This window comes from Cellulomonas chengniuliangii (genome assembly GCF_024508335.1).
GTDB lineage: Bacteria > Actinomycetota > Actinomycetes > Actinomycetales > Cellulomonadaceae > Cellulomonas_A > Cellulomonas_A chengniuliangii.
In genome coordinates this window covers 838,589-856,788 of the sequence record NZ_CP101988.1, presented here as the reverse complement: position 1 = coordinate 856,788, position 18,200 = coordinate 838,589, and the positions used below count along the sequence as shown (strand labels likewise).

16 protein-coding genes are annotated in these 18,200 nt (G+C 74.4%); 12 read left to right on the top strand and 4 right to left on the bottom strand.

The genetic code is table 11. The features are described from left to right. Positions 1 to 72: 72 nt before the first annotated feature. Complete coding sequence (gene mfd, locus NP064_RS04055; protein ID WP_227567794.1) at positions 73 to 3,720, bottom strand: transcription-repair coupling factor; 3,648 nt, start codon at positions 3,718 to 3,720, stop codon at positions 73 to 75. 149 nt (positions 3,721 to 3,869) lie between these two features. Next, complete coding sequence (locus NP064_RS04050; protein ID WP_227567795.1) at positions 3,870 to 5,024, bottom strand: DegT/DnrJ/EryC1/StrS family aminotransferase; 1,155 nt, start codon at positions 5,022 to 5,024, stop codon at positions 3,870 to 3,872. Between the two features lie 346 nt (positions 5,025 to 5,370). Here NP064_RS04050 and NP064_RS04045 point away from each other — a divergent pair, with 346 nt between their 5' ends. The 3 genes from NP064_RS04045 to NP064_RS04035 all read left to right on the top strand — a co-directional run bounded on the left by NP064_RS04045 (position 5,371) and on the right by NP064_RS04035 (position 7,117). Next, positions 5,371 to 5,496 carry a hypothetical protein gene (locus NP064_RS04045; RefSeq protein WP_255623473.1) on the top strand — a complete coding sequence of 42 codons (126 nt, stop codon included), beginning with the start codon at positions 5,371 to 5,373 and terminating at the stop codon, positions 5,494 to 5,496. After that, positions 5,493 to 6,680: an L-2-hydroxyglutarate oxidase gene (lhgO, locus tag NP064_RS04040; protein WP_227567796.1), complete on the top strand. Its 1,188-nt coding sequence runs from the start codon at positions 5,493 to 5,495 to the stop codon at positions 6,678 to 6,680. Before NP064_RS04045 ends, lhgO begins: the two co-directional genes overlap by 4 nt. 251 nt (positions 6,681 to 6,931) lie before the next feature. Continuing rightward, complete coding sequence (locus NP064_RS04035) at positions 6,932 to 7,117, top strand: hypothetical protein (protein ID WP_227567797.1); 186 nt, start codon at positions 6,932 to 6,934, stop codon at positions 7,115 to 7,117. A gap of 91 nt (positions 7,118 to 7,208) precedes the next feature. Here NP064_RS04035 and NP064_RS04030 read toward each other — a convergent pair whose 3' ends face one another. Both NP064_RS04030 and NP064_RS04025 read right to left on the bottom strand, forming a co-directional pair. Beyond that, complete coding sequence (locus tag NP064_RS04030; RefSeq protein WP_227567798.1) at positions 7,209 to 7,991, bottom strand: polysaccharide deacetylase family protein; 783 nt, start codon at positions 7,989 to 7,991, stop codon at positions 7,209 to 7,211. Next, positions 7,981 to 8,994, bottom strand: coding sequence for a glycosyltransferase family 2 protein (locus NP064_RS04025; RefSeq protein ID WP_227567799.1), 1,014 nt, complete (start codon positions 8,992 to 8,994; stop codon positions 7,981 to 7,983). Before NP064_RS04025 ends, NP064_RS04030 begins: the two co-directional genes overlap by 11 nt. Positions 8,995 to 9,228: 234 nt before the next feature. Here NP064_RS04025 and rfbF point away from each other — a divergent pair, with 234 nt between their 5' ends. Genes rfbF through NP064_RS03980 form a run of 9 tightly spaced genes read left to right on the top strand, consistent with a single transcriptional unit; the run spans position 9,229 to position 18,198 of the window. Further along, positions 9,229 to 10,035, top strand: a complete 807-nt coding sequence (gene rfbF / locus NP064_RS04020; RefSeq protein ID WP_227567800.1) for a glucose-1-phosphate cytidylyltransferase — start codon at positions 9,229 to 9,231, stop codon at positions 10,033 to 10,035. 2 nt (positions 10,036 to 10,037) lie between these two features. Next, complete coding sequence (locus tag NP064_RS04015; protein WP_227567801.1) at positions 10,038 to 11,066, top strand: NAD-dependent epimerase/dehydratase family protein; 1,029 nt, start codon at positions 10,038 to 10,040, stop codon at positions 11,064 to 11,066. After that, complete coding sequence (gene rfbC / locus NP064_RS04010; RefSeq protein WP_227567802.1) at positions 11,063 to 11,605, top strand: dTDP-4-dehydrorhamnose 3,5-epimerase; 543 nt, start codon at positions 11,063 to 11,065, stop codon at positions 11,603 to 11,605. The genes NP064_RS04015 and rfbC overlap by 4 nt, the downstream gene beginning before the upstream one ends. Further along, positions 11,602 to 12,897: an NAD(P)H-dependent oxidoreductase gene (locus NP064_RS04005; protein WP_227567803.1), complete on the top strand. Its 1,296-nt coding sequence runs from the start codon at positions 11,602 to 11,604 to the stop codon at positions 12,895 to 12,897. The genes rfbC and NP064_RS04005 overlap by 4 nt, the downstream gene beginning before the upstream one ends. Continuing rightward, the gene (locus tag NP064_RS04000; protein WP_227567804.1) at positions 12,894 to 13,967 is read left to right on the top strand and encodes a glycosyltransferase WbsX family protein; all 1,074 of its coding nucleotides are present in this window, start codon (positions 12,894 to 12,896) and stop codon (positions 13,965 to 13,967) included. The genes NP064_RS04005 and NP064_RS04000 overlap by 4 nt, the downstream gene beginning before the upstream one ends. Next, positions 13,960 to 15,039: a glycosyltransferase family 4 protein gene (locus tag NP064_RS03995; protein ID WP_227567805.1), complete on the top strand. Its 1,080-nt coding sequence runs from the start codon at positions 13,960 to 13,962 to the stop codon at positions 15,037 to 15,039. Before NP064_RS04000 ends, NP064_RS03995 begins: the two co-directional genes overlap by 8 nt. Continuing rightward, positions 15,036 to 15,917 (top strand): hypothetical protein, encoded by an 882-nt coding sequence (locus tag NP064_RS03990; RefSeq protein WP_227567806.1) that lies wholly within the window; start codon positions 15,036 to 15,038, stop codon positions 15,915 to 15,917. The genes NP064_RS03995 and NP064_RS03990 overlap by 4 nt, the downstream gene beginning before the upstream one ends. Beyond that, positions 15,914 to 16,978 (top strand): glycosyltransferase family 2 protein, encoded by a 1,065-nt coding sequence (locus tag NP064_RS03985; protein WP_227567807.1) that lies wholly within the window; start codon positions 15,914 to 15,916, stop codon positions 16,976 to 16,978. The genes NP064_RS03990 and NP064_RS03985 overlap by 4 nt, the downstream gene beginning before the upstream one ends. After that, the gene (locus NP064_RS03980; protein ID WP_227567808.1) at positions 16,975 to 18,198 is read left to right on the top strand and encodes an ABC transporter ATP-binding protein; all 1,224 of its coding nucleotides are present in this window, start codon (positions 16,975 to 16,977) and stop codon (positions 18,196 to 18,198) included. The genes NP064_RS03985 and NP064_RS03980 overlap by 4 nt, the downstream gene beginning before the upstream one ends. Positions 18,199 to 18,200: the final 2 nt, after the last annotated feature.

The following is an 18,200-nucleotide window of genomic DNA, read 5'->3' as shown; positions in this document are numbered from 1 at the left end:
GTGGAGACCTCCTGCGTCGTCGCATTCCAGACCGGCCCATCGTAGGCGCTGCCGATCCGACGCCCAGCCACCTCACCGCCGAGCCGCGCCGGTGCCGACCTGCGCGGCGGCCGACACGTCCCCGCTGATCACCGCGTCGATGAGCTGGCGTGCCCAGGCCAGCACCTCGTCGCCGTGCAGCGGGCGGCCGCCGATCCGCGCCGTCGTCGGGAACGGCACCAGGATCGTGCGGACCGCCGGCTTGAGCACCGTGCCGGGGTAGAGCCGCTTGAGCCGCAGCTGCGCCGACTCGGGCAGGTCGACGGGGGCGAACCGCACGAACTTGCCCTGGGCCGTGATGTCCGCGAGCCCGGCGGCGCGCGCGTGGGAGCGGAAGTCCGCCACCTCGAAGAGGTTCGCCACCGCCTCGGGCACCGGCCCGTACCGGTCGACCAGCTCGGCGCGCACCTCGGCGAGGGCGGCCGAGTCGGAGGCAGCGGCGATCTTCCGGTAGGCCTCGAGGCGCAGCCGCTCGTGCGCGATGTAGTCGTGCGGGATGTGCGCGTCGACCGGCAGTTCGATGGTGACGTCCGGGGCCTCCTCCTCGGTGTCGCCCCGGTAGCTCGCGACCGCCTCCCCGACCATGCGGATGTACAGGTCGAAGCCCACGCCCTCGATGTGGCCGGACTGCTCGCCGCCCAGCAGGTTGCCCGCCCCGCGGATCTCCAGGTCCTTCATGGCCACCGCCATCCCGGCGCCCAGGTCGGTGTTCGCGGCGATGGTCTGGAGCCGGTCGTGCGCGGTCTCGGTGAGGGGGCGCTCGGGCGGGTAGAGGAAGTAGGCGTAGGCCCGCTCGCGCCCGCGGCCCACACGGCCGCGGAGCTGGTGCAGCTGGGACAGGCCCAACAGGTCCGCCCGCTCCAGGATGAGGGTGTTCGCGTTCGAGATGTCCAGGCCGGTCTCGACGATCGTCGTGCAGACGAGCACGTCGAACTTCTTCTCCCAGAAGTCGACGATGACCTGCTCGAGCTGGTTCTCGTGCATCTTGCCGTGGGCCACCGCGATGCGGGCCTCGGGCACGAGCTCCGCGAGGCGGGCCGCGGTCCGCTCGATCGAGTCGACCTTGTTGTGCACGTAGAAGACCTGCCCCTCGCGGAGCAGCTCGCGACGGATCGCCGCGGAGATCTGCTTCTCCTCGTAGGGGCCGACGAAGGTCAGGACCGGGTGCCGCTCCTCCGGCGGGGTCGCCAGGGTGGACATCTCCCGGATGCCGGTGACCGCCATCTCGAGCGTGCGCGGGATGGGCGTGGCGCTCATCGCCAGCACGTCCACGTTGGTGCGCAGCGCCTTGAGCGTCTCCTTGTGCTCGACGCCGAACCGCTGCTCCTCGTCGACGATCACCAGGCCCAGGTCCTTGAACCGCACGTCGCCGGTGATCAGCCGGTGCGTGCCGATGACGATGTCGACCGACCCGTCCTTGAGGCCCTCGACGACCGCCTTGCTCTCCGCCGCGGTCTGGAACCGGGACAGCGCCTTGACCGTCACGGGGAACGGCGCGTACCGCTCGAGGAACGTGTCGAGGTGCTGCTGCACCAGCAGCGTGGTCGGCACCAGCACGGCGACCTGCTTGCCGTCCTGCACCGCCTTGAACGCCGCGCGCACCGCGATCTCGGTCTTGCCGTAGCCGACGTCGCCGCACACCAGCCGGTCCATCGGGACGGGCTTCTCCATGTCGGCCTTGACCTCGTCGATGGTGACGAGCTGGTCGGGCGTCTCGACGTAGGCGAAGGCGTCCTCGAGCTCGCGCTGCCACGGGGTGTCGGGCCCGAACGCGTGCCCCGACGTCGCCATCCGGGCCGCGTACAGGCGGATCAGCTCGGCGGCGATCTCCTTGACGGCCTTGCGCGCGCGGCTCTTGGTCTTCGCCCAGTCGCCGCCGCCCATCTTGCTCAGGCCCGGCGACTCGCCGCCCACGTACTTGGTGACCTGGTCGAGCTGGTCGGTGGGCACGAACAGGCGGTCGCCCGGCTGCCCGCGCTTGCTCGCGGCGTACTCGACCACCATGTACTCGCGGGTCGCGGCGCTGGCGCCGGAGCCGATGGTGCGCTGCACGAGCTCGACGAACCGCCCGACGCCGTGCTGCTCGTGCACCACGTAGTCGCCGGGTCGCAGCTGCAGCGGGTCGACGGTGTTGCGCCGACGGCTCGGCATCCTGCGCATGTCGCGGGTGGAGGTCCCGGCCCGGCCGGTGAGGTCGGACTCCGAGAGCACAGCCAGGCCGAGGTCCTCGAAGACGAAGCCGGGGCCTGCGGGGGCGGGCACGACCAGCACCACGCCGGGCTCCGGCTCCTCGGGGATCTGCGGCACCAGGCGGGCGGGCACGTCCGCCGCCCGGAGCTGCTCGGCCATCCGCTGGGCCGGGCCGTGGCCCTCGGTCGCGAGGACGACGCGCCACCCCGCCTGCTGGTGCTCGCGCAGGTGGGCGACGGCCCGGGCGACCTCGCCGCGGTAGCGCTCGACCTCGCGGGCCGCCAGCACCAGGGTCTCCCCCGCGTCGGGGTCCACGAAGGGCGTCATGCCGGGCTCGGCGGCGCCGGCCCCGTCGACGTCGAGGGTGAACGGGCTGAGCGTCCACCAGCCCAGCCCGCGCACCTCCGCGAGGGCGCGGACCTCGGCGAAGGTCGCGAACGAGGCCGCGGACAGGTCGAGGGGCGTCGCGGCGCCGGCTGCCGCCGACGTCCAGGCGGCGGCGAGGAACTCGTCGGTGGTGGCCGCCAGGTCGTGGGCCCGGCGGCGGACCCGCTCCGGGTCGGCCAGCACGAGCAGCGAGTCGTCCGGCACCAGGTCGAGCACGGGGACCATCTCGTCCACGAGCACGGGCGCGAGGGACTCCATGCCCTCGACCGCCACCCCGGCCGCGAGCTTGGCCAGCATCTCGGCGGCCGCGGGCAGCTCGTCCACGAGCGCGGCGGCGCGCTCCCGCACGTCGTCGGTCAGCAGGATCTCCCGGCAGGGAGGCGCCCACAGGCCGTGCGTCGCCACCTCGAGGCTCCGCTGGTCGGCCACGGAGAACCAGCGGATCTCCTCGACGTCCTCGCCCCAGAACTCGATGCGCAGGGGGTGGTCCTCGGTGGGCGGGAACACGTCGAGGATGCCGCCGCGCACCGCGAACTCCCCGCGCTTCTCGACCATGTCCACGCGCGAGTACGCCGCGGCGACGAGCCGGTCCGCGATCTCGGCCAGGTCGACGCGGTCGCCGACGGCCAGCGAGACGGGCTCGAGCTCGCCGAGCCCCGCCACGACGGGCTGCAGCATCGCGCGGACCGGCATGACCAGCACCCGGATGGGCCCGGCGAGGTCCAGGTCCGAGCTCGGGTGCGCCAACCGGCGGAACACCGCGAGACGCCGTGCGACGGTGTCGCTGCGCGGCGACAGTCGCTCGTGGGGCAGCGTCTCCCAGGCCGGCAGCACGGCGACGTCGTCGTCCGGCAGGTAGCACCGCAGCGCGCTGGCGAGCTCGTCGGCGTCGCGCCCGGTGGCGGTGACGACCACGAGCGGGCGGGGGCGCACGGCGGGCGCGGAGACGCCTGGCTGGTGGGCGCCCGCGAGCGCCGCGAGCAGCGGCGGCCGGATGCCGGCCGGTCCGACGACGTCGACCTGCCCTCGGGCGGGCGCCAGCTCGAGCGCTCGGGCGGCGGCGGGGTCGGCGAGGAAGGCGGGCAGGATTCCGGTGAGGTCCATGGTTCCCTTCGGCCTTGCCCGGGGCCCGTCCGCGCGCACGGCGGGCGGCCGGGCGAGGGGCGCGGCAGCACGAGAGCCCCGGATCCTGCGGGATCCGGGGTGCGTCCGCATTCTACGGGCGGGGCCTGACACCGCCCGGGGCGGGACGACTAGCCGCGTGCCGCCACGCGCAGCGCTTCGACGACCCGGTCCTGGTCCGCCTCGGTGAGGTGCTGGTGCGCCGGGAGGACCAGCGTCGAGTCGGCGAGGCGCTCCGTCACCGGGAGCGGGACGTGGGCAGAGCCCGCGTACGAGGGCTCCCTGTGAGCCGCCGTGGCGCCGCGCCGCGCCGCGACGCCCGCGTGCGCCAGGTGGGCCAGCAGTCCGTCACGGTCGAGCGGGAACCCGTCCTGGACCTCCACACGGTAGGCCTGGCCATTGCTCGTCCCCCACGGCGGGTCCTGGACCGGCCGCAGCGCGGGGATGCCGGCGATCTGCTGGGTGTACGCGGCGGCGACCGCGCGGCGGCGGGCGACCACCTCCCGCAGGCGCCCGAGCTGCGCCAGGCCCACGGCGGCCTGCAGGTCCGTCATCCGGTAGCCGAACGCGGCCTCGGGGTGCTCCTGAGTGGTCGTGGGGACCCCCGTGTGCCGCTCAGCGGCCGCGGCGCTCGCCGCGTCCCCGCGCAGGCGCCGGGCGCGTGCGGCCCACTCGGGGCGCACCGTCGTGACCATGCCGCCCTCGCCGGTGGTGAGCAGCGCGTGCGGGTGAAAGGACCACGCGGCGATCTCGGCGCCGGCGCCGACGGGCCGCCCGCGGTACCTCGCCCCCGCGCCGTCGGCCGCGTCCTCGACGACGACGACGTCCACCGGGTCGCAGACCAGGCGCACGTCGTCCAGGTCGACCGGGATCCCGTCCACGTCGACGGCGATCACGGCCCGGGTTCGCGGCGTCAGCGCCGCGGCGACGTGGGCGCCGGTGAGGGTGCCGGTCACCGCGTCGACGTCGGCGAAGATCGGACGGGCGCCGACGCGCGCCACCGCGTCCGCGGTGGCGCTGAGGGAGGAGGAGGGCACGACGACGTCGTCCCCCGGGCCGACCCCCACCGCCGCGAGCGCCAGGTGCAGCGCGGCGGACCCGGAGGAGGCGGCCACCGCGAAGCCCGCCTGCTGCGCGTCCGCGAACTCCTCCTCGAACTGCGCCACCCGGGGTCCCTGCGCGAGCCAGCCCGAGGCGATGACGTCGGTGACCGCCGCGACCTCCTCGGGGCCGAACCAGGGCCGCGTCGCCTCGATCCGGCCGAGCACCGCTCCCGGCCCGTTCATCGGGCTCCGCCGAGCAGCTCCAGGAGTGACGTCGCGCGGGCGCGGCCCGGGCCCCTGTGGCCTGCGCCGGCGGCGCGCAGCGGTGCGTGGACGTCCATGCGGCTCCTCCGGTGGGTGTGTCGCCATTGTGGCCCCAAATCATTCCAGTTCGGGTCAATCCGGGCACGTTTCACCCCCTCGGGCGCGCGTCGGCGCCTCGGGGGCGACAGTCCCCCGGAACCGGACAGACGGTGTGAGAAGGTGAGGAAAAGGACGCTCTGCGCACGGACGATCCCACCGCCGCTCCCGCGTCCGCCCCGCACCACCCAGCTGATCGCCCAGCATCTCGTCCGGCACGGAGGCACACATGACCACGACGTCCGAGCACGCCGCCGGAGGACCGGCCCGCGCCCCGCACGACACGCCCGAGGGCGTCACGTCCGCGATCGGGCGGCACAGCGCGCTCGTCGAGGCGCGGACGGCTCGACCGTGACGCGGGTCGTGGTGGTGGGCGCCGGCATCGTCGGCCTCGCCGTGGCCGCGCGCCTGGCGGGGCGCGGCGACGAGGTGGTCGTGGTGGACAAGGAGCCGGACGTCGCACTGCACCAGACGGGGCGCAACTCGGGCGTCATCCACTCAGGGCTGTACTACGCGCCGGGCAGCTTCAAGGCCGCCATGAGCGCCGCGGGCGCGCGGTCCATGACGGCCTACGCGCGCTCGCGCGGCATCCCCGTGCAGACCTGCGGCAAGCTCGTGGTGGCCACCGAGGAGCACGAGCTGCCCGGGCTGCACCGGCTCGCGCAGCGCGCCGAGGCCAACGGGGTGGACGCCCGACTGGTCACGCCCGCCGAGGCCCGCGACTACGAGCCGCACGTGCGCTGCGTGGGCGCACTGCGGGTGGAGAGCACCGGCATCGTGGACTACCCCGGGGTGTGCCGCGCGCTGGTCGAGGACATCGAGGCGGGCGGCGGTCGGGTCAGGCTCGGCGAGGCCGTCGTCGCCATCCGCACATCGGGGCGGCGGGTGCACGTGCGCACCGACCAGGCCGACCGCGAGGCCGACGCGGTGGTCGCCTGCGCCGGGCTGCACGCCGATCGGCTGGCGCGGGCCTCCGGGATCGACCCCGAGGCCCGCATCGTGCCGTTCCGCGGCGAGTACTTCGAGCTGACGCCCGGGGCGGCAGGGCTCGTGCGGGGCCTGGTCTACCCCGTGCCCGACCCGCGGTTCCCGTTCCTTGGGGTGCACCTGACCCGGATGATCGACGGCGCCGTGCACGCGGGCCCGAACGCGGTGCTCGCGCTGGCCCGCGAGGGCTACACCTGGTCGACGGTCTCGACCCGCGACGTGGTCGACGCCGCGACGTGGCCCGGGATGTGGCGCCTCGCCCGGCGCAACGTGGCGCCCGGCGCGGCCGAGGTGCTCCGCTCGCTCTCGGCCCGTGCGTTCGCGCGCAGCCTGGCCCGGCTGGTGCCCGCGATCACCGTCGCCGACCTGCGCCTCGCGCCGGCCGGGGTGCGCGCCCAGGCCATCCGCCGGGACGGGACGCTCGTCGACGACTTCCTGGTGAAGTCGGCGCCGCGCCAGGTGCACGTGCTCAACGCCCCCTCGCCCGCCGCGACCGCGTCGTTCGAGATCGCCCACCACGTGGTGCGGCGCCTGGACGCGGTGCTCGCCTGAGCGTCTCCCGCCCCAGCCCGGACGGTCCACCGTCGTCTCGTCGGCGACGGCGGTGACGTGCTTGCCGAGACCCGCTCGCCCTCCCGATGCCCTCTGTCCACGATTCATCCGACACCCTTGCCTGGCCCCGACGCCTGTGCCACGCCCACCGGACCGCTGCGGCCACCGTGCCGCACATCGCCGTCACGGTCAGCCGCAGACGGCGCGCCCGCAACGAAGCACGCGCCCGCAACGAAGCAGGGGGACGGAACATGAGTCACAGGGAGAAGACCGCGCTGACAACCGGTGCGGCCGTGCTGGCGCTCGGGCTGGGGACGGGCCTGCAGCCCGCCACGGCAGCGGGGGCGCTGGCGCTGATCGTCGCCGCCTCCACGGTCCTGGTGCGCGCAGGATTGCGGGCGTTCGGGCAGCACACGGGTCCGTCGCCAGAACGGTGACCGGCCGTCGACGACCGGAGCCCGCGCCCGACGAGGGCGCCCGAGCGACCGGGGCGGTTGGGCCGGTTGGGGCGGTTGGGGCGGTTGGGCCTCAGCCCATCAGGTCGCGCAGCACCATGCGGATACGGGGATGGGCCGCGACCAGCTCGCCGACAGTCTGGAACGTGTAGTCCGGGGCGCCGTCGAGCAGCCGGCGCAAGACGTCGGCGCGGTCGAAGTGAGGGAGCTCCTCGTCGGGCCCCGCGGTCTCCGGATCGCCGCGCACGTCGTGCAGGAGGAGGATCCCCCCCGGGGTGAGCGCGGCGATCGCGCGCGCCGCGACCGCCTCCTCCTCGTCGTGGCGCCAGTCCTCCGCCCACCCGGACCACAGCACCACGTCGAGCCCGAGGCGGGACCAGCCGCGGAGCTGGGCGGGGGTGTGCGCGCCGTACGGCGGTCGGAACAGCCGCACCCGGACGCCTGACAGCTGTTCGACCTCGTCGCGCGCGGCGGCCACGCGGCCCACGGCCTCCCCGGTGGGCAGCCCTCCGAGCCGCCGGTGGTCCCACCCGTGCAGCGCCAGCTCGTGCCCGTCCGCGACGATCCGGCGGACGAGCCCAGGGTGCGCCTGTGCGGCGGTGGCGAGTACGAAGAACGTGGCGCGCACCCGGCGCTCGGCGAGCACGTCGAGCAGGGCGGGGGTGTGCGCCGGGGAGGGCCCGTCGTCGAACGTGAGCGCCGCCACGCGCCCGGTGGTGGCCACCGCCACCGTGCACGTCAAGGGGCGCACCATCCACGCCACCGGCTGCAGGACGGCCCGGCGGCCGGGCACGCGCGGAGACCCGAAATGCCCCAGGTCGCGACGCAGGACCAGGACGTCGTCGTCAGGCCGCACGGGACTCCTCCGGGGGGATCGCCACGGGGACGGGCTGCGGCCCGCGGCCGAGGGCGAAGCCCAGCCCCCAGGCGGTGGACCAGCACAGCGCCTGCAGGTCGCCACGCCCCCGCACCCGCGCCAGCTCGGCAGCGATGGCCGACACCCGTCGCAGCACCCTGCCGACCTGGCGTCCGGCGGACGGTCGGGGACCGGGTCGGCGCGCGGCAGCGCCGCCGTTGGGCGGGCCGCTGTCGGGGACGGCGGCGAGCCGCTCGGGGCGGGCCGTCACGGCCCTCGCGACCGCCGCGTACCGCTCGGCGAGCCAGCGCTCCCCCGCCCCGTACTGGTAGCCCTGGCGGGCGGTCACCCGCAGCCCTTCGCGCAGCCGGGCGTGGACCACGGCGTCCTCGACGTAGACCAGCCGCACCCCGACGAGCCCCATGCGCCAGCACAAGTCGGTGTCCTCGAGGCAGCGCGCCGACTCATCGAAGCCGCCCATGCGGCGGAACAGGTCCGCCCGCACGCCCATGTTCCCGGCGCCCGCGTGCCACAGCCCCGGAAGCAGCGCGGACTCCTGCAGTCCGCGGGACTGCGGCAGGGTGCGTGACGCCCGCACGTCGGGCGCATTGAGGCGCCGCCCGTCGAGCCGCCCGGCCACGAAGTCGTGGCGGCGCAGGGCCTCGTGCATCGCCTGCAGCCAGCCCTCGCCGACCACGTCGTCGGCGTCGCAGAAGACCACGTGCCGACCCCGGGCAGCGCGGACCCCGGCGTTCCGCGCTGCCGCCGGGCCCCGGCGCGCCGACGCGTCGACGACCCGGAGCGCGGGCAGGCGTGTGGCGAAGGCGAGCGCCGCGTTGACGGTGCCGTCGCGCGACCCGTTGTCGGCGAGGACCACCTCCCAGGCGCAGCTCGTGCGCTGGCCCGCGAGCGCGGCCAGCTGCTCCGGCAGCGTCGCCGCGGCGTCGAAGGCCGCGATCACCACCGACAGGTCGACCTCGCCATCCGGCACTCCCATCGTCATCCCCCGGTTGTCGCACGGCCACGCCGCGTCGAGCGCGAGGCGAGGTTCACATCCGTGTGCGGACGCGGCACGAAGGCCGCGAACCAGACAAATCGTCATCCTGCCCGGTCAGGGGGGTCAAGAGGGACGGGGCGCGTCTGTCCGTTTTCATCCGCTCGGGCATGATTTGATAGCAAACGGCCCGGTACTCTCGTGCCGTTGCGCACGCCCGCCCGCCTGCCGCTAGGAGGCCTCATGAGCGCCGATCCCGCCCAGATTCCCGTCGTCATCTTGTGCGGGGGAATGGGGACCCGCCTGCGCGAGGCGAGCGAGAAGCTGCCCAAGCCGCTGGTCGACATCGGCGGCCGCCCCATCCTCTGGCACATCATGAAGGCCTACGGCCACCACGGGTTCCGCAGGTTCGTGCTGGCCCTCGGGTACAAGAGCGACCTGATCAAGCAGTACTTCCTCGACTACCACCACCTGACCTCGGACTTCACGCTCGACCTGCGCCGCCCGCAGGCGGCGGTGTTCCACAACACCGCCGGCGACGAGGACTGGGAGATCACGTTCGTCGAGACCGGCCTCACCACCGGCACCGCGGCCCGGATCCGTCGCGTCGCCGCGCACCTCGACACCGACCGCTTCGCCCTGACGTACGGCGACGGCATCAGCGACGTGGACATCTCCGCCGCCGTCGCGCACCACCTCGCCCACGGCCGGCTGGGCACGCTGACCGGCGTGCACCCCTCGAGCCGCTACGGCGAGATGCGGGTCGAGGGCGCCACCGTCGTGGAGTTCAACGAGAAGCCCACCCTCGCCGACGGCTGGGTCAACGGCGGCTTCTTCCTGTTCGAGCGCGAGTTCGTCGACAAGTACCTCGACGACGACCCCGCCGTGATGCTCGAGAGCACGCCCCTGCAGCAGCTGGCCCGCGATCGCGAGCTCTCCGTCTACGAGCACGAGGGGTTCTGGATGGGCATGGACACGTTCCGCGACTGGACCGAGCTGAACAGCCTCTGGGACAGCGGCCGCGCGCCCTGGAAGACGTGGGAGGACTGAGCATGCGCGTCCTGGTCACAGGGAGCGAGGGATACCTCGGCAGCCTGCTGGCGCCCACGCTGATCGCGCGGGGCGACCAGGTCACAGGCCTGGACACCGGGTTCTACCGGTCGGGCTGGCTGTGCCACACCGCCGGGGAGCAACCCCGCACGCTGGTCAAGGACGTCCGCCACGTCACGCCGGAGGACCTGGCGGGCCACGACGCCGTCGTGCACCTGGCCGAGCTGTCGAACGACCCGATCGGCGACCTCATCGGCGAGGTCACCGCCGACATCAACCACCACGGCACGGTCCGCCTGGCCCGCGCCGCCAAGGCGGCCGGCGTCGAGCGGTTCGTGCACATGTCCTCGTGCAGCGTCTATGGCGTCGCCCAGGGCGTGGTCGACGAGGAGAGCCCGATCGACCCGCAGACGGCGTACGCCCGATGCAAGGCGCTCGTCGAGCGCGACGTGAGCGCGCTCGCCGACGACTCGTTCAGCCCCACGTTCCTGCGCAACGCGACGGCGTTCGGCGCCTCGCCCCGGATGCGGTTCGACATCGTGCTGAACAACCTCGCGGGCCTCGCCTGGACCACGCACCGGATCGCGATGACCAGCGACGGGACGCCGTGGCGCCCCCTGGTGCACGGCCTCGACATCGCCAAGGCGGTGCGGGCCGTGCTCGACGCGCCGCGCGAGGCCGTGCACGGGCAGGTGCTCAACGTCGGCAGCGAGCGCAACACCCGCACCGTCCGCCAGATCGCCGAGGCCGTTGCGGACAAGTTCCCTGGCTGCGAGCTCGCGTTCGGGCCGCCGAGCGCGGACAACCGCAGCTACCGGGTCTCGTTCGAGAAGATCCGCGCGGTGCTGCCCGGCTACGACGCTGACTGGGACGTGGCCGCGGGCGCCGCGCAGCTGCACCGGGTCTTCGCCGCCGTGGACCTCGACCACGAGGTCTTCACCGGGCGCGGTCACACCCGGCTCAAGCAGATCGAGCACCTGATCAAGACCGGCCAGGTGGACGAGCGGTTGTTCTGGACGGGGGCGCTGTGAGGTACACGAGCACCGCGGTCGAGGGGGTGCTGATCGTCGAGCTCGAGCCGCGCGCCGACGAGCGCGGCTTCTTCGCCCGCACCTTCGACGCCACCGAGTTCGGCCGCCACGGGCTCGACCCGCACGTGGCGCAGGCCAACGTGTCGTTCAACCACCGCGCGGGCACCGTGCGCGGCATGCACCGGCAGGTCCCGCCGCACGCCGAGGGCAAGCTCGTGCGGTGCACCGCGGGGGCGATCGTGGACGTCGCGGTGGACGTCCGGCCCGACTCCCCCACGTACGGGCGCCACGCGATGGTCGAGCTGAGCGCGCGGAACCGCACCGCGCTGTTCGTCCCGCCGTACGTCGCCCACGGGTACCAGACCCTGGTCGACGACACCGAGGTCGTCTACCAGGTCAGCGGGCCGTACGTGCCGGGGGCCGAGCAGGGGTTCCGGCACGACGACGAGGCCTTCGCGATCAGCTGGCCGCTGCCGGTGACGACGATCTCGGCCAAGGACGCGTCGTGGCCGCTCGTCGGGGAGCAGGTGGCCTTGTGATCGTCGTCGACACCCTGCTCCGCCAGCGCCACGTGGACGGCCGGCCCGTGCGGGTCGCGATCGTCGGGGCCGGGTTCATGGGCCGCGGGCTGGTCAACCAGATCGTCAACTCCGTCCCCGGCATGCGGGTCTCCGTGATCGTCGCGCGCCGGCCCGAGCAGGGCGTCCGGGCGTTCGCCGAGGCGGGGATCGACCGGGTCCGCGAGGTGGACAGCCCTGCCGCGCTCGACCGGGCGGCGGCCGCGGGCGTCCCCGCCGTGACCTCCGACCCCACCACGGCGACGCGCGCTCACTGCGTGGACGTGGTCGTGGACGTCACCGGCGCCGTGGAGCACGGCGCCCGGGTGGCGCTCGAGTGCATCGCCCAGGGCAAGCACCTGGTGCTGATGAACGCCGAGGTCGACGCGACCGTAGGCCCCGAGCTGGCCCGGCGCGCCGAGGCTGCGGGCATCGTGCTCACCGGCTGCGACGGCGACCAGCCGGGCGTCCAGCTCAACCTGCACCGGTTCGTGCGCGGGATCGGGCTGACCCCGCTGGTCTCCGGCAACGTCAAGGGCCTGCAGGACCCGTACCGCACCCCCACCACGCAGCGCGGCTTCGCCGAGCGATGGGGGCAGGACGCCCGGATGGTCACGAGCTTCGCCGACGGCACGAAGATCAGCGTGGAGCAGGCGATCGTGGCCAACGCCACGGGGATGACGGTGCACCGCCGCGGCATGCTCGGTCGCGACCACCCGGGCCACGTCGACGAGCTGACCACCCGCTACGACATCGACGAGCTGCGCGCCATGGGGGGCGCCGTGGACTACGTCGTGGGCGCCCAGCCCGGCCCCGGGGTGTACGTGCTCGCGACCCATGACGACCCGCGGCAGCGGCACTACCTCGAGCTCTACAAGCTGGGCCCCGGCCCGCTGTACAGCTTCTACGCGCCCTACCATCTGTGCCACTTCGAGGTGCCGACCACCATCGCCCGGGCCGCGCTGCTGGGCGACGCCACCATCCGGCCCTTGGGGCCGCCCGTGGTGGAGGTGGTGGCCACAGCCAAGCGGGACCTCGCAGCGGGCGAGGTGCTGGACGGCCTGGGCGGCTACGACTACTACGGCCAGGCCGAGACGGCGGCGATCACCCGGTCCGAGCGCCTGCTGCCGGTGGGCATCGCCGAGGGCTGCGTGCTGCGCGAGGACGTCAAGCAGGACGCCACGCTCACCTACGACGACGTCGACCTTCCGCCCGGGCGGCTCGTCGACCTGCTGCGCGTCGAGCAGGCCGCGATGGGCGAGGCGGGGCGATGACCGCCCCTCGCGCCCGCGCGGTCGCGTTCTACCTGCCCCAGTACCACCCGGTGCCGGAGAACGACGAGTGGTGGGGCGCCGGCTTCACCGAGTGGACCAACACCGCCCGCGCCCGTCCGCTGTTCCCCGGGCACCGCCAGCCCACGCTCCCCGCCGACCTCGGCTTCTACGACCTGCGCCTGCCCGAGGCGCGCGCCGCGCAGAGCGCGATGGCCCGCGAGCACGGCGTCGAGGCGTTCGTGTACTGGCACTACTGGTTCGGCAACGGCTCGCGCATCCTCGAGCGGCCGTTCGCCGAGGTCTTGAAGACCGGCGAGCCGGACATCTCCTTCTGCCTCGCCTGGGCGAACCAGACCTGGAGCGGCATCTGGCACGGCGCCAGAGATCGCGTGCTCAAGGAGCAGCTCTACCCCGGGCTCGAGGACGAGCGCGCGCACTTCGAGGCGGTGCTGCCCGCGTTCCGCGACGACCGGTACCTGCGCGTTGACGACCGCCCGGTGTTCTACGTGTTCCGCCCCGAGGACCTGCCCGACGCCGCCGGGTTCGTGGACCGCTGGCAGGAGATGGCACGCCGTGCGGGACTGCCCGGGCTCTACCTGGTGGCCGAGGTGGCCGACCTGCTGGGCTTCGGCCCGAAGTTCGACGGGGTGGACTCGGCAGGCTTCGACGCCGGGGCGTACATCCGCATGCCGGTCGACGCCACGCGCCTCGCCACCCTCCGGATGCGGGCGGGCCGCAAGCTGCTCCGCTGGCCGGAGATCTACCGGCACGCCCCCGAGCACGCCGGGCTGCCCGCCTTCTCGGCCCGGCTGCAGCCGTCCGTGTTCCCCAACTGGGACAACACCCCACGCTCGGGCCGGCGCGGGCTCGCCATCACCGGCTCCTCCCCGGAGGTCTTCGAGCGGCACGTGCGCCAGGCGGTCGCCAGCATCGCGGACCGGCCCGCCCAGGAGCGGTTCCTGTGGGTCAAGTCATGGAACGAGTGGGCCGAGGGCAACCACCTCGAGCCGGACCTGCGGCACGGCCGCGGCTGGCTCGAGGCGCTGCGGGAGGGGGTGGCGGGTGGGTGAGCCGCTGCGCATCGCGATGATCAGCTACTACCTGCCCTCGGGCAGCAAGATCGGTGTCGGGTTCCAGGCGCACGAGCTCGCCAGCGAGCTGGCCCGCCGCGGCCACCACGTCGACATGATCAGCGAGTGCCCGCCCGTCCCGGGGGCGCCGTACGGCCACCGGCACGTGCGCGTGCCCGGGTCGCTGCGCACGTTCCGCTTCGCGCTCGCGGTGCGCCGCCTCGACCTGTCCGGCTACGACGTGCTGCACGCGCACGGCGACGACTACTGGCTGTGGCGGCGGCGGGCCAGGCTGCACGTGCGGACCGTGCACGGCTCCTGCTTCGAGGAGGCCCGGCGGATCCGCGGCGCGAAGGAGCGGCTGCGCATGGTCCTGCTGGGGCTCAGCGAGGTGCTCGCCGCGGTCGTGGCCGACCGCACCGTCGTGGTCTCGCCGCAGACCCGCCGGTGGGTGCCGCGCTCCGACGCGACGATCCCCAACGGGGTCGACACCCGCCGGTTCCACCCGGCCCCGGCGCCGCGCGCCGACCACCCGGTGGTGCTGTTCGTCGGGACGTGGCACGGGCGCAAGCGCGGCGCCGACCTCGCCGACGCGTTCACCAGGCACGTGCTCCCACGGCACCCCGACGCGGAGCTGTGGATGGTCACCCGGGACGCGCCTGACGCCCCGGGGCCGGGGATCCGCGTGCTGGGGGCGCTCACCGACCAGGAGCTGGCCGACGCCTACCGCGCGGCGTGGCTGTTCTGCCTGCCCTCGTCCTACGAGGGCTTCGGCATCCCGTACGCCGAGGCCATGGCCTCGGGTCTGCCCGTGGTGGCCACCGACAACGTCGGCGCCCGCTACGTCACGGACCACGGCCGCGCTGGCGTCCTCACCGATCTGCCGCGCCTGGGCCCGCGGCTCGCCGACCTGCTCGCCGACGCCGAGGCCCGGGCCGCGCTCGCCGCCGCCGGGCAGGCTCGAGCCGCCGAGTTCGCGCTCTCCCACGTGGCCGACCGGTACGAGGCGATGTTCGCCGAACGCCCCTGGACGGCCCGCCTCCGCGCGCCGCTGCGGAGCCGGGCCGCATGAGCGGTCGCCTGCGCCTGGGCGCTTACCTGCTCGCGGCCGACCCCACCTGGGTGCGGTCGAGCCTGCTGCGCTACTACGAGCGACTCGACGTGCTGGTGGTGTCCGTGCCCGTCGACGGCCGAGGGTGGACGGGCGCGCCGGTGTCCTCCCAGGCGGTGCTCGACCTGGTCCGGCAGATCGACACCCGTGGCATCGCGCGCGTGGTCACCGGGTCGTGGGTGCGGCCCGACGACCCGCTGTCGGGCGACACCGCCCAGCGCAACGACGCGCTCGCGGCGGTGGGCACGGACGTCGACTGGGTGCTGCAGCTCGACACCGACGAGCTGCTGCCCAGCATCGACGCCCTCGAGCGCGTGCTGCGCGAGGCCGAGGGGCGCGGCGTGGACGCCGTGGAGTGGCCGATGCGGGTCCTGTACAGGCGCCTCGCCGACGGCGGGTACCTGCAGGTGGTGGGGTCCGACGGGTCCGCCTTCCACGAGTACCCGGCGCCCGTCGCGGTGCGGCCCGGCACCCCGCTGACGCACTGCCGCCGCACGGGCGGCCCGTTCCTGCGGCCGGTGGTGCGCGGCGACACGACGTCCGTCCAGGTGGCGCGCCCGCCCGAGCCCGGCGAGGTCCGCGCCGAGCTGCTCGACCCCGCCGAGGCCATCGTGCACAACTCCTGGGCCCGGACCCCTGCGTCGGTGCGGCGCAAGATCGCCTCGTGGGGGCACCACGAGGGGTGGCGCACCACCGCCTACTACTGGACGCGCTGGTGGCCCGCGGCCTGGTTGTGGCGCGGGCAGCGGCGCATGCACCCGTTCGAGCCCGGGCTGTGGCCGCGCCTGGCCGCCGCCCCGGCGGACACGGGCGCCCTGCTGGTGGAGGCCGACCGGTGACGGGCCTGCTGCCGGACCCTGCGCCGGCCCCCGCCGTCGAGAACGCGCCCGCCACCGACGGGCTGCACGTGGTGATCCTCAGCTGGCACGGGCGCGAGGACACGCTGCGCTGCGTCCGCTCGGTGCTGGCGGACGGGCTGGCGCCCGCCCAGGTGCTCGTGGTGGACAACGGCTCCGGGGACGGCCTCGGCGACGCGCTGCGCGAGCTCGCGCCCGAGGTGCGGTTCCGGCAGACGGGGGCCAACCTCGGCTTCACCGGCGGGATGAACCACGGGATCCGGGCGTGCCTGGCCGAGGGCGCACGGCACGTGTGCGTGCTCAACAACGACACCGAGGTCACACCCGGGATGTTCGCCGCGCTCGTCCGGCACGCCGCGCCCGGCACGGCGGTGAGCCCCGAGGTCCGCTACCTCGACGAGCCCGAGACGGTGTGGTTCGGCGGCGGCGCCGTCGAGGCGGACCGCGGCTGGCCCCGCCACCTCACGCCAGCCGAGCTCGCTCGGGACGACGCCGCCGATCCCGACCGGGTGCTGCGCGAGTCCGCGACCCTCGCGGGCTGCTGCGTGCTCGCTCCCGCCGCCACCTGGCGCCAGGTGGGGCTTTTCGACCCGGCGTACTTCCTGCTCTTCGAGGACGCCGACTGGAGCGCGCGGGCCCGGGCCCTGGGCGTGCGGCTCGTGGTGGCCCGCGACGCAGTGCTGCTGCACGCCGTCTCGGCGTCGTTCACCGGCCCGAGCCGCCTGCTGTCGTCCTACTACTACGCGCGCAACGCGATGCGGTACACCCGCACCCGGGTGACCCGCCGCCCAGCGCCCCGGCTCCGGTTCGTGCGGGACCAGCTGGCCCGGCCCGCCCTGCGCCGGGTCCGCTCGGGCGCCGTGCGCGACGGCGCGCTCGAGGCGCTCTTCACCGCCGCGGGCCTGGTCGCCGACGCGGTGCGGCTGTACGGCCCGGCGCCGGCCGCCGTGCTGCGGAGCGCGCGGTGGGCGGCCCGGCCCCGCCCGGCCCCTGCTCCTGCCGACCACCCCCACCCTGCCGCCGACGACGGGACGAGGACATGACGTCGCCCACCAGCACCGCACCCGCGATCCAGGTCCGTGGCCTGTCCAAGCACTACCAGATCTCGCACGACGACGACCGCCCGTCGACCGCGGGCGAGGCGCTGCTGCGCCGCCTGCGGAACCCGTTCCGACGGACCACGCACGAGCGCTTCACCGCCTTGGACGGCCTGGACTTCGACATCCCGCAGGGCGCCGCGGTGGGGATCCTCGGCCGCAACGGCGCCGGCAAGAGCACGCTGCTCAAGCTGCTCACGCGCGTCGCCGCGCCCTCGGAGGGCCAGATCCGGCTACGCGGGCGGGTGGGCAGCCTGCTCGAGGTCGGCACCGGGTTCCACCCCGAGCTCACCGGCCGGGAGAACGTCTACCTCAACGGCACCCTGCTGGGCATGCGGCGCGGTGAGATCCAGCGGCGCTTCGACGAGATCGTCGACTTCTCCGGGGTGGAGAAGTTCCTCGACACCCCGGTCAAGCGGTACTCGTCGGGCATGTACGTGCGCCTGGCGTTCGCGGTGGCGGCGCACCTGGACACGGAGATCCTCGCCATCGACGAGGTGCTGGCCGTGGGCGACGCCGAGTTCCAGGCCAAGTGCATCGACCGGATGCGGCGCTCCGCGCAGGACGGGCGCACCGTGCTGTACGTCAGCCACCAGGTGCAGACCGTCACCGCGCTGTGCTCCACGGCGCTGTACCTGGAGAACGGCAGGCTGGTGATGCAGGGCGACGTCGACGAGGCGATCGAGCTGTACCGCACCAGCCGCGACCGCGCCGTGCTGGCGCCCACGGACATCGAGCACCGCGCGGGCACCGGCGAGCTGCGGATCACCTCGGCCACCGTGTCCAGCCCGCTGTACCGGACCACCGAGGACAAGACGATCGAGCTGGTGGTGGGCTCGAACCCGTCGTTCATCGGCAAGTACTTCGTCTCGTGCCACGTGAACGACCGCAACGGGACCACGATCCTGCAGTGCGACTCGCGCGTCAGCGGCCTGTGGCTCGACGCGGGCCTCGACCAGAAGATCGTCCTCACCATCCGCTCGCCGTGGCTCAAGCCCGGCGAGTACACCGTGGACCTGTTCGTGTGCAGCAGCGGCGTGCTCGACGCGTTCGAGGGCGCCGCCCGGTTCGAGATCCACCCCGTGCTGCCCTACGAGCACGCGGTGTCGGACGAGGGACTCGCGAGCGGGCTGGTGCTCGCCGACTTCGGCTACGAGAGGCGTTGACA